9 protein-coding genes are annotated in these 10,761 nt (G+C 72.5%); 4 read left to right on the forward strand and 5 right to left on the reverse strand.

Annotated features, from left to right (window positions below; translation table 11 throughout):
• The first annotated feature begins 57 nt into the window (after positions 1–57).
• The gene (locus ABZ904_RS20985) at positions 58–828 is read left to right on the forward strand and encodes an SDR family oxidoreductase (RefSeq protein ID WP_361824967.1); all 771 of its coding nucleotides are present in this window, start codon (positions 58–60) and stop codon (positions 826–828) included.
• 101 nt (positions 829–929) lie between these two features.
• On the opposite strand, the gene ABZ904_RS20990 is transcribed toward ABZ904_RS20985, so the two are convergent.
• The 3 genes from ABZ904_RS20990 to ABZ904_RS21000 form a co-directional block, all read right to left on the reverse strand.
• Complete coding sequence (locus ABZ904_RS20990; RefSeq protein ID WP_361824968.1) at positions 930–3,287, reverse strand: glycosyl hydrolase family 65 protein; 2,358 nt, start codon at positions 3,285–3,287, stop codon at positions 930–932.
• Positions 3,284–4,024 carry a beta-phosphoglucomutase family hydrolase gene (locus ABZ904_RS20995; protein ID WP_359397587.1) on the reverse strand — a complete coding sequence of 247 codons (741 nt, stop codon included), beginning with the start codon at positions 4,022–4,024 and terminating at the stop codon, positions 3,284–3,286. The genes ABZ904_RS20990 and ABZ904_RS20995 overlap by 4 nt, the downstream gene beginning before the upstream one ends.
• A 115-nt stretch (positions 4,025–4,139) precedes the next feature.
• On the reverse strand, positions 4,140–4,997 hold the full coding sequence (locus tag ABZ904_RS21000; protein WP_359397585.1) for an ANTAR domain-containing protein: 858 nt from the start codon (positions 4,995–4,997) through the stop codon (positions 4,140–4,142).
• 220 nt (positions 4,998–5,217) lie between these two features.
• Here ABZ904_RS21000 and ABZ904_RS21005 point away from each other — a divergent pair, with 220 nt between their 5' ends.
• On the forward strand, positions 5,218–5,904 hold the full coding sequence (locus ABZ904_RS21005; RefSeq protein WP_361824970.1) for a nucleoside/nucleotide kinase family protein: 687 nt from the start codon (positions 5,218–5,220) through the stop codon (positions 5,902–5,904).
• 74 nt (positions 5,905–5,978) lie between these two features.
• On the opposite strand, the gene ABZ904_RS21010 is transcribed toward ABZ904_RS21005, so the two are convergent.
• A complete protein-coding gene (locus tag ABZ904_RS21010; protein ID WP_361824972.1) occupies positions 5,979–7,808 on the reverse strand; it encodes a hypothetical protein in 1,830 nt (609 codons plus the stop codon).
• A gap of 286 nt (positions 7,809–8,094) precedes the next feature.
• Between ABZ904_RS21010 and ABZ904_RS21015 the strand changes: the two genes are divergently transcribed.
• On the forward strand, positions 8,095–8,994 hold the full coding sequence (locus ABZ904_RS21015; RefSeq protein WP_361824984.1) for a BadF/BadG/BcrA/BcrD ATPase family protein: 900 nt from the start codon (positions 8,095–8,097) through the stop codon (positions 8,992–8,994).
• 189 nt (positions 8,995–9,183) lie between these two features.
• Here ABZ904_RS21015 and ABZ904_RS21020 read toward each other — a convergent pair whose 3' ends face one another.
• Positions 9,184–9,846 carry a peptidoglycan-binding domain-containing protein gene (locus tag ABZ904_RS21020; protein ID WP_361824974.1) on the reverse strand — a complete coding sequence of 221 codons (663 nt, stop codon included), beginning with the start codon at positions 9,844–9,846 and terminating at the stop codon, positions 9,184–9,186.
• A 254-nt stretch (positions 9,847–10,100) separates the two neighbouring features.
• On the opposite strand from ABZ904_RS21020, the gene ABZ904_RS21025 reads away from it, so the two are divergent.
• A partial coding sequence (locus ABZ904_RS21025; protein WP_361824976.1) for a transposase occupies positions 10,101–10,761 on the forward strand: 661 nt, incomplete at its 3' end.

A 10,761-nucleotide genomic window follows, 5' to 3' on the forward strand; every position in this document is an offset into this window, starting at 1 on the left:
TGCGTGGGGAGACGGGCGCTGCCCCGCACACCGGAACCAGGATTGTGAGGCGGTACGGTGGCGGACTTCTCGCGCAGGACCGGCGGCGCGCTCGTCGCGGGCGGCACCGGCGGCATCGGTGCGGCGCTCGTCAGGACGCTGGCCGAACGGGGCAGCGACGTGGCCTTCTCCTACCTGGCCAACGAGCGGCTGGCAGCGGCCCTCGTCGCGGAGGTCGAGGAGTGCGGGCGCCGGTGCCTGGCGCTCAGGCTGGACCTGAGTGAGGAGTCCGCCACGGCTCGGGCGGTGCACCGGGCCGCCGATTCCCTCAGCGGCCTCCACACCCTTGTCTACGCGGCGGGCCCGCATGTGCCGATGGTGCATCTGAGCAGGGTCTCCCCCGGCCAGTACCGGGCGCAGCTGAACGCGGACGCCGCGGCGTTCTTCAATCTGGTGCATCCGGCGCTGCCGGTGCTGCGGGAGAGCCGGGGCAGCGTCGTCGCCGTCACCACCGTCGCCACCCGCAGGTTCCCGGTGCGCGACGGGCTGTCGGCGGGAACCAAGGGCGCGGTCGAGGCGGTCGCTCGGGCGCTCGCCGCCGAGGAGGGCCGGTACGGCGTGCGCGTGAACTGCGTAGCGCCCGGCATGCTGACGGACGGCATGGCGGCACGGCTGATGGCGACCGGTGAACTCGACGAGGCGGCGCTGGAGATCGCCCGGCGCAACATCCCGCTGCGCCGGTTCGGCACCGCGGTGGACATCGCGGAGGCGGTCGCGTTCCTCGCCTCCGAGCGGGCCGGGTTCATCACCGGGCAGGTGCTCGGCGTCGACGGCGGGTACAGCGTCTGACGCGGATCACCGGCCGTGTCCGACCCCGCCGGGGCGGGCACGGCACCGGTCCGCTCACCGTGCCGGACGGGCACGGTGAGCGGCGGCGGGCCGGTCTCCGGTCAGGCCTTCTTGCCGGGCCGGTTGTTGGGACGCCGGTGCAGGGGCTGGTCGAGCGCCGCGCGGGGCCTGAGGGGCGGGATGTCGAGGGTCTGCGGTTTGTCGACGTCCAGATTGAGCGGTGCACCGTGGTGGTGGACCGTCAGCGGCTCTCCGCCCAGCAGGGTGTACGTGGCCGTCGTACGGTCGATCTCCACCCGCAGCCGGCGGTCCCGTAGCTCCAGCGTGAACGCGAGACGGCCGAACTTCTCCGGGACACGCGGCGCGAAGTCGACCCTCGTCCCGTGGTGGCGCAGTCCGCCGAAGCCCGCGACGAGCGCCATCCAGGTACCGGCGAGAGACGCGATGTGCAGGCCGTCGCGGGTGTTGTGCTCCAGGTCCTGCAGGTCCATCAGGGCCGCTTCGTGCAGATAGTCGTAGGCGAGCGAGAGATGGCCCGTCTCCGCCGCGATGACGGCCTGGCAGCACGCGGACAGGGAGGAGTCCCGCACGGTGAGGGGTTCGTAGTAGGCGAAGTTGCGCGCCTTCTGCTCCGGGTCGAAGCAGGGGCTGCACGTGTACATCGCCAGCACCAGGTCGGCCTGCTTGATCACCTGCTTGCGGTACAGGTCGAAGTACGGGAAGTGCAGCAGGAGCGGGTACTGGTCGGGGCGGGTCGCGGCGAAGTCCCAGCGCTGGTAGCGGGTGAACCCGGCGTGCTGTTCGTGCACGTCCAGGTCGTCGTTGTACGGGACGTGCATCGCCTCCGCGGCGTCACGCCAGGCGGCGCTCTCCTCCTCACCGACGCCCAGTTCCTCGGCCCGGCGCGGATGCCGCCCCACAGCGTCCGCGGCGGCCTGCAGGTTCGCCCGGGCCATCAGATTGGTGTACGTGTTGTCGTCGGCGACCGCGCTGTACTCGTCGGGGCCCGTCACTCCGTCGATGTGGAAGGTGCCGCGCTGGTCGTGGTGGCCGAGCGAGCGCCACAACCGGGCCGTTTCCACGAGGAGTTCGACGCCGGTGTCGCGTTCGAAGTGTTCGTCGCCGGTGGCCGCCGTGTAACGCACGACGGCGTCGGCGATGTCGGCGTTGACATGGAAGGCGGCGGTGCCGGCCGGCCAGTAGGCCGAACCCTCCGAGCCCTCGATGGTCCGCCACGGGAACGCGGCGCCGCGCAGCCCGAGCTGCGCCGCCCGCTCCCTGGCGGCGGGCAGTGTGTTCTGCCGCCACCGCAGCGCCTCGGCGACCGCGCCGGGCGAGGTGTAGGTCAGCAGCGGCAGCACGAACATCTCGGTGTCCCAGAAGGCGTGGCCGTCGTAGCCGGAGCCGGTCAGCCCCTTGGCGGGAATGGCGCGCTGCTCGGCGCGGGCCCCGGCCTGCAGAACGTGGAAGAGGGCGAACCGCACCGCCTGCTGGATCTGCTCGTCACCCTCCACCTCGACGTCCGAACGCGCCCAGAAGTCGTCCAGGTAGGCCCGCTGTTCGGCGACGAGCCCCACCCAGCCGACACTGGCGGCGGCGGCCAGCGCCGCGTCCACCTGGTCGCTGATCGCGGGCAGCGAGCGGGTGCCGGACCAGCCGTAGGAGACGAACTTCTCGACGCGCAGCCGCTCGCCCTCCTTGAGAGCGGAGGCCACGGTGAGCCGGGCGAGGTCGTCGGTCGCCTCGCTCTGGGTCGTGGTCGGCTCGGGACCGCTGACCACATGGTCGGCCGCGGCACCGACCCTGAGGCCGCTGCGGCGCGTGCGGTGCACCAAGCGCAGCCGGTCGCTCGAGGCGAAGTGCTCCTCCGACTCCAGGGGTGACTCCAGGACCATGGCGGCTCGCGGATCGTCGTTGTGGCCGGGAAGTTGTTCGTTGGCCACCAGTTCCGACTGCACGACGATGCGGGCGGGACCGTCGACGGCCTCCACCTCGTAGGCGACCGCGGCGATGGCACGCTGGGTGAAGGAGACCAGACGCGTGGAGCGCACCCGGACCGTCGTGCCGGCCGGTGAGGTCCACTCGCAGGTACGGGTGAGCGTGCCCGCCCGCAGGTCCAGGACTCGTTCGTGGGAGCGCAGCCGCCCGTAGCGCAGGTCGAAGGGCTCGTCGTCCACCAGCAGCCGGACGACCTTGCCGTTGGTGACGTTGATGACGGTCTGACCGGACTCCGGATAGCCGTACCCCGCCTCGGCGTAGGGCAGGGGGTGCAGTTCGTGGACGCCGTTGAGGTAGGAGCCCGGCAGTCCGTGCGGCTCGCCCTCGTCGAGGTTGCCGCGCCAGCCGACGTGCCCGTTGGACAGCGCGAACACGGACTCGCTCTGCGGGAGGACGTCGAGGTGCAGCCCCCGCTCGCGCAGCACCCAGGGTTCGACGGCGTACGAGGTGTGGGTGATCAACGCCGCTCCCCCAGTTCCGCGAGGTCCGGTACGACGACGTCGGCGCCGTGGGCGCGCAGCGCGTCGGCCTGACCGACGCGGTCCAGGCCGACGACGTACCCGAAGTGGCCCGAGCGCCCGGCGTCCATGCCCGCGAGCGCGTCCTCGAAGACGGCCGCCGCCTTGGGCTCGACGCCGAGGTCGTGGGCGGCGGCGAGGAAGGTGTCCGGGTGCGGTTTGCCCGGAAGGTGCCGCTCGGCGGCGACGACACCGTCGATGCGCACTTCGAAGAGGTGCTCGGCATCGATCGACCGCAGGATGTCCCGGCAGTTGGCGCTGGAGGAGACGACGGCCGTGCGCAGACCGGCGGCGCGCACCGCCTCGACGTAGCGGATCGTGCCGTCGTAGGCCTCGACACCGCGGGTGCGGATCAGCTCCAGGAGCAGTTCGTTCTTGCGGTTGCCCAGACCGTGGACGGTCTCCCGGTCCGGCGGGTCGTCGGGCGCGCCTTCGGGCAGCCGGATGTCCCGGGAGGCCAGGAAGGTGCGCACGCCGTCGGCGCGGGGGCGCCCGTCGACGTATTCGTCGTAGTCCGCGACCTCGTCGAACGGGCGGTATGCGTCCCCGTCCCGTTGATGCAGGAAGTCGTCGAACGTCTGCTTCCACGCGGCCGCGTGGACGACGGCGGTCTTGGTGATGACCCCGTCGAGATCGAAGAGGCAGGCCTGGATGCCGTCCGGAAGACCGAGCTCTGTCATAGGAGCCACTTTCCCCGAAGAACGCCGGGCAGAGAGTAATGAGCACCACATTCGGCCCCGCCGGTACCACCCGGTTGCCGCTGGGTGGCCGTAGCGGGCACGTGGGCGGGGCACTTCAGGAACGTCTGAACCGTCTCCCGCCGTGGTCCCGGCCGAGCGCGTGCAGATACTCGAGGGCGTCCACGACGACCGTACGGTCGTACCAGCCCAGCCACTCGCCCGCTTCGGCGCCGACCCGGTCGAGCGTCCTGGTCTGAGCCGCCGTCAGCCCTTTGATAGGTCGGTCCAGGTGGACCGAGACCACTCCGACACACGTTCCCGCAGCCGTGGTCAGCGGCACGCTGTGGCAGGCACGGCTGCCCGCACGCAGGATCGTCTCGCGGACGGGTCCGGTGAACACCGGGTCCGTGGCCACGTCCTCGACGGTGATCTGCGCGACCTTCTCGGCGGCCAGCCCGCACGCGGTACCGGCTTCCTCGACATGGCTGAAGAAGTCGACGAAGTCGGCGGACAGTCCGGTGTGCTTCTCCAGGAGCAGACCGCCCTTCGCACGGTCGCGCGTCTGCACATTGGCCATGTCCGAGCTGACGACCGCGAGGGCCTGGCTGAGCACGGCGCTCAGCACCGCGCCCCGGTTGCCGCCCCGGGCCCGTCCGGCCCCGTCGAAGGTCAGTCGGGGCTCGGCGCGGCGGGCCCGCCGGGGAAACCACAGCGGCTCCCGCTCGTCCGGGCGCTGGGCCCGCGTCAGGGCCCCCGCGAGGGTGCGCAACTTGACGTTGTACTGCTGGGAGGCCCGCTGGAGCAGGGCGAACGCGCTCTCGGCGTCCGGCAGGCCATAGCGTTCCCGCAGCAGGCCCTGTGCCTCGGAGATCAGCGGATGCGCGCGCAACCGGGCCCGCAGATGCCGGACCTCGGCCCGCATCAGCTCCATCTCCTCCGCTTCATGCTGCTCATGCCCTGGCGACTCACTCATACGACGCCCTGATCCCTTCCCGCGAGGCGGCGTGCCGTGCGCCCGGTGCGCGCGGTGCCGTGTCCGCACATGCCCCGGAATCCCATGCCTACACCAACGGCTCCCCGGCCGCCCGGCGCCTCGGCCGTGGCGGCGGTGAGCCGCTTCTCCTTCTCGCGCTCCGGCGCCGCCTCTGGTCCAATGGCGGGGACCCACCCCCGGCAGCGAGCGGCTCACCCCCATGACCTTCGACGACCTTCTCCAGCGGGCCGCGTCCCTCACCGGCTCCGGCCGCCGTGCGATCCTCGGCATCGCCGGCGCCCCGGGGGCGGGCAAGACGACACTCGCCGAACGCCTGGTGCGCGACCTCAACGACGACGGCCGGCCGTGGGCGGCGCACGTCCCGATGGACGGCTTCCACCTGGCCGACGTGGAGCTGGAGCGGCTGGGGCGCCGCGATCGCAAGGGCGCGCCGGACACCTTCGACGCGGCGGGGTACGCGGCGCTGCTGCGGCGCCTGCGCGAGGAGGACGCGGAGACGGTGTACGCGCCAGGCTTCGAGCGGGTGCTGGAACAGCCGATCGCGGGAGCCCTCCCGGTCCCGGCGGCGACGCGCCTGGTCGTCACGGAGGGCAACTACCTGCTGCTGGACACCGGTGCCTGGGCGCGGGTCCGCCCGCAGCTGGACGAGGTGTGGTTCTGCGAGACGGACGAGCGGCAGCGCATCGAGCGGCTGGTGGCCCGGCACGAGGAGTTCGGCAAGGACCACGACGCGGCGGTGGCATGGGTGCTGGGCACGGACCAGCGCAACGCGGACCTGGTGGCGACCACCCGGGACCTGGCGGACCTGATCGTGCCGGAGACGGCGCTGCCCGCGCCCTCGGCACCGCAGCCCGGCCCGAACCACGTGCCGGCGGCTCGCCGGTGACCGGTCCCACGGTGCCGGGCAGCACGGTCAGGGGACCGCGCCGCTGAATCCGCCCCTCGCCCGCCACCGGCAGGTCAGCCCCGCAGGGTGAGCACCGGTTCGCCGCTCGCATCGCCCGCCGGCTCGCCGAGCGTCGCCTCGAAGACCTCCGTGCGCACCGTCAGCCCCTCCGCGGTGTGCTCGAAGACCGGGGCGTAGCGCCCTCCGGGGCCGTACCGCACGGCGAACACGCACAGATCGTCCCGGACACCGGGGGCCGGTTCCACTTCGAGCGCGGTGGAGGACACCAGATGGCGCCAGCCGTCGTCCGGGTTGCCGTAGCCGCGCGGGTCGGCGGCGAGGGCGAAGGCCGCCTGTTCCTGGGTGGTCTCCGCATCTGCCGCGAAGTTCTCGACGCCCGTCATCCGCGGGTGCGTGAGCCTCAGTTCGCCGGCGGCCTCCGCCTGCGCCTCCGCCGTTCTGCGCACCCGGTCGCCGTCGTCCGCGGCGTACGGCAGGCCGGCCAGCAGGTACGGCGTTCCGTCGAGCCGTTCCACCGCGACCGTCATCCACAGGCTCGTGCCATTGGTGACGTACAGGGACCTTACATGCCGCAGGACATGGTCACGGCCGACGACCGGTTTGGTGACCAGCTTGGCCGCCAGACCGTCGGTCCGGAGGTCGCGGACCCGTACCCGGCCCATGGGCCGGCACAGCAGGAAACCGTCGGTCACCGGGCCGAAGCCGTGCTGACGGTTCACGGCGGCCGGCAGGTAGTAGGTGCCGCCGGCCTCCACCAGCGACGGGGTCATCCGGTCGTCGAAGGCCACCGAGACCGTGCCCGCCCGCAGTTGATGGCGGGCGATCCCCGTCGACGGCGTCCGGTGCCAGCGTGCCGGGTCCTGGATCTGCCAGACCAGCATGAAGGCGAAGTGGCCGTCGATGCCCCCGTCCAGGTGGACCGCGTGCCGCCCCCAGCGCGTGTCGCCCCGGTAGCGACCCAGATCGGAACCGATGCGGCCGCTGAAGTAACGCAGGCCGAGGACGGACTCGAAGCCGGAGTGCTGCTCGCCGTAGCGGGGGCCTCCGATGTCGAAACCCCCGTTGGTCAGGCGTGCGTCGATGTAGCGGGCGAGCGCGTCGCCGTCCTCGGTGAAGACGTCCTCGCCGCTGACCCGGTGCGCCTGGGCCAGGAAGGAGAGCGAGATCGGGCCGTAGTTGTTGTCGTACGCGCCTCCGTGCTCGGGCGGCAGAAGCGCACCCCGGTCCAGCACCCGGTGGGCACGGATCCGGTCCGCGTACAGGCTCAGCGCCCGGGCGCGGACCGGCTCGCCCTCGGAGGAGGGAAGGTGGCGGGCCAGCATCAGGCCGCCCACCACGCAGCCGATCGCCTGGTTGCCCGCCTCCTGCGGGTTGAAGAAGGTCGCCTCGGTCAGCCAACGCCAGTACCCGTGCGCCACGGTGAGGAGGCCGGCGCGCTGGTCGCCGTCGAGGAGCCCGTCCGCCGCGTCGAGCAGGTTGACCGCCTGGAGCAGTGCCCAGACCGTGCTCGGCCAGTCGCCGATGGGGTGCGCGCCCGCTTCGAGGACATAACGGGCGTACGGCAGCCCGGAGTCGCGGAGCCGAAGGTTGGGGTAGCCGGGGTTGTCGTCCGTGAACACCCGCTCGCGCAGATGGAAGGCCAGGCTGCGGTCGACGGCCTCGGGCAGGCGCGGGTCCTTGGTGCGCTGCCAGGCCAAGGCCAGCAGCGCGGTGACGCCGAGCGAGGTGTCGCCGACGTCGAGGAGGGCGCCGGGGTGTTCGAGGCTGCCCTCCGGCGTCAGGCGCTCCAGGGCATCCTCGGTGACCTCGGCGAGGACGGTGTCGTACGCCACCGGGGTGTCCGCGAGGTCGTGCAACGGACCCCGCTGGTACGGGAGATGCATGTCCGACATCCCTTCGAGCCGCAGTTCGCCAGGCCTTCGCCCAGCCTCTTACGGACGTCGAGGAAGCAGATGAGCGCCGGGAGGAGGGCGGGCGTCGACAGGGCGAACATCGCCCCGTGGGACTGGACGTTTCACCGACGTGAAGAACGCGTCCGCCCCGAGGAATCCGGGCCGGTCACAGGCGGATGGGTGCTGTTCGGGGCCGAATCGTAGAAAATCGTGTACTGCGGGGATCAGAGTGGCCCGCACAAGGAACAGGCGCAGCGTGACGGTTGAAAGAGGATCCGTGCAGGACTCGACGTCCCTCGTGGTCGGTGTCGACGTGGGCGGCACCAAGACCCGTCTTCAGGCGGTCGCGGGTGAGGTATGCGTCGCCGACCATGTCCGGCCGAGCAGCGGCTGGCGTCCGCACGACCCCGCGGCCGCCGCCGACTGGCTGACCGCGCTGGTCCACGACGCGCTGCCGCACGGCACGCGCCCCTCGGCCGTCGCCGTGGGCGGGCACGCCTGCGAGACACCGCGCCAGTGCGAACAGATCCGGGCCGAACTGCGCGAACGGCTCCGGATACCGGCGTTGGTGGTGGGCGACGCCGAACTGCTGGTGCCCGCCGCGGGACTGGACAAGGGCGTCGGTCTGGTCGCCGGCACCGGTTCGGTGGCGGTGGGCCGGCTCGGCGACGGCAGCCCCCTTCAGGTCGGCGGCTGGGGAGCCGTCCTCGGTGACGAGGGCGGTTCGGCCGGTCTCGTCCGTGAGGGGGCCCGGGCCGTCTGGGCGGCGCACGATCGCGGCGAGGCACCGGACGAGCTGGCGGTGCGCCTGATCGCCGCGTTCGGTGTGCCCGAAGTCCCGGCACTCGGCGCGGCGCTGGAGAGCGCCGCGGACGTGTCCGCGGAGTGGGGGCGGCACGCGCCGGTCGTGTTCGAGGCCGCCGAGGCCGGTTCCGGCCTCGCCCGCGAGGTGATCGCCGCGGGTGGCCGCTCACTGGCCGCGCTCGTCGTGCGGCTCGCCGACCGCGGGGTCCCTGTGGACCATGTCGTGGTCGCGGGCAGCACGGTGCTGGCTCAGCCCGCGCTGTACGACGCCTTCGCGGTCTCGCTCGCCGCGGCGCTGCCCGGCTCGCGGCCGAGTCCTTTGCGGGTACCGCCCGTCGAGGGGGCGGTGGCGCTGGCCCGTTCGATCCTGTGAGCCGGACGGCGCCGGTGCGCCGGGTCGGCGGACCGGCTCCCCGGCTGCTGACGCGGGAGCCGCCCGTCGCACGGTGACGGGCGTGTCGCGCCAGGGGAGTGCGCGACACGCCCGTACCGCTGTGCGAGCACGGACCGTACGGCTCAGGGTGAGCGGCCGCCGTACCGTGCCGTGCCCGCCGCCGCACCGCTAGAGCGTGGCGCGGGACTCGAGGTCGCGGCGGGTGTCGTTGCCGTACACCCCCGTCTCGTCGCCGCGGATGCCGTACCAGAGCTGGAAGCGGGCGACGGCGGCGGCGAGTGTGGCGTCGTAGCGGCCGTCGGTGGAGCCGTGGTCGTAGATGTCGGGGACGCGCAGCAGGCGTTGCTGCAGCTCGGTCACCTCCGGTCCGCTGTCGCCCTCGCGCAGGGTGCCGGGGCCGTCGGGGTCGGTGCTCTGCCGCTCGGCGGGGGCGACGGCGGCGGGCGACCGGTGGGGCGGAGCGGCCGCCCGTTGCGCCGCGCCGTCGTTCCCGGGCCCGGGGAGGAGGAGCGCGGCGCCGAAACCCATCAGGGCGGCCGCGGTCACCCCGACCACGAGGGCCGCGCGCCGCAGCGTGAGTCCGTCGTCGGCGGGCCGTGCCCGCCGACCGCGGGAGGGTACGGGCGGCAGCTCCTCCGTCGCCTCGTCGGCGGTGGGCGGCTCGACGTGGACGACGATCGGTTCGTGGACGGGCTCCGGGGGCCGGCTCTCGTTCTCGCGGAACTCGCGTACCAGTTCGGCCAGGGCCTCCGTGCGGCGACGGCGCACGACGTGGGTGGGTTCCAGCACCGGGCGCCGCGGCGGCTGCCTCTGCTCGGGCGGTGTCGACACACTGCTCTCCTTCCGTGCGCGCGGTCTCCCGCCGTCCCCGCGGAGTGATACGTGGCCGCCCGCCACCCGGTTCACCGGGTTCCTCCGAGGATGTCCCGGCCTTCAGGCGGGGGAGGAATCGGCCTGCTGCGGAGCAGGAAAGGAAATGGTGGTTTCGCCTCCCGGGCGAAAGACCGTCCACCCGCGACGAGGTGAGCGAGCCCGTGGCGATCAAGAGGTCTCAACTGTCAGTCCCCCCGGGTAGGTTCGGATGCATGACGACAGACGCGACCACGGAGGGGGCCGGGCATGCCCGGTACTCCTTCCGTGTGCGCCTGTCGGCTACCGCGCGGCGCGCACTTGAAGCGGAGTGGGACCGCTGCCGGTGGCTCTGGAATGAATGCGTGGCCAAGTCCAAGCAGGTCCACCAGCAGAGCAAGGAGTCCGGTGAGAAGCTGACGTGTGGTCCGGCGCAGTTGGACAGGATGCTGACCGAGGCGCGTCGGGTGATGCCGTGGCTGGCCGAGGGTGCCTCGGTGCCGCAGCAGCAGGTGATTCGGGACTTCGCCAAGTCGCGGGCGAAGGCGCTGAAGGACGTCAAGGACCGGCTTCCGGTGCACCGCCGGGCGGGGATGCCCCGCTTCAAGCGGAAGCGGGACAGCCGCCCGAGCCTGAACTACACGAAGCGGGGTTTCCGTCTGAAGGACGGTCGTCTGCACCTTGCGGGCCAGATCGTGCTGAGCGTGGTGTGGTCGCGGGCTCTTCCGGCCGACCCGTCGAGCGTGCGCGTGTACCAGGACACGCTCGGGCACTGGTACGCCTCCTTCGTCGCCCCCGCGCAGAGCGAACCGCTTGCCCTCACGGGGCGGGTGCTCGGGGTGGACTGGGGTGTGAAGGAGACCGCTACCACCACGGATGACGCCTACGATCTCCCGC

Origin of the sequence: Streptomyces sp. NPDC046900 (genome assembly GCF_040644975.1) — a bacterium.
GTDB lineage: Bacteria > Actinomycetota > Actinomycetes > Streptomycetales > Streptomycetaceae > Streptomyces.

Bases quoted from the DNA above. Each gene is read 5' to 3' on its own strand.
- ABZ904_RS21005 (WP_361824970.1), top strand. From the start codon at position 5,218: ATGACCTTCGACGACCTTCTCCAGCGGGCCGCGTCCCTCACCGGCTCC.
- ABZ904_RS21010 (WP_361824972.1), bottom strand. From the start codon at position 7,808: ATGCATCTCCCGTACCAGCGGGGTCCGTTGCACGACCTCGCGGACACC.
- ABZ904_RS20995 (WP_359397587.1), bottom strand. From the start codon at position 4,024: ATGACAGAGCTCGGTCTTCCGGACGGCATCCAGGCCTGCCTCTTCGAT.
- ABZ904_RS21000 (WP_359397585.1), bottom strand. From the start codon at position 4,997: ATGAGTGAGTCGCCAGGGCATGAGCAGCATGAAGCGGAGGAGATGGAG.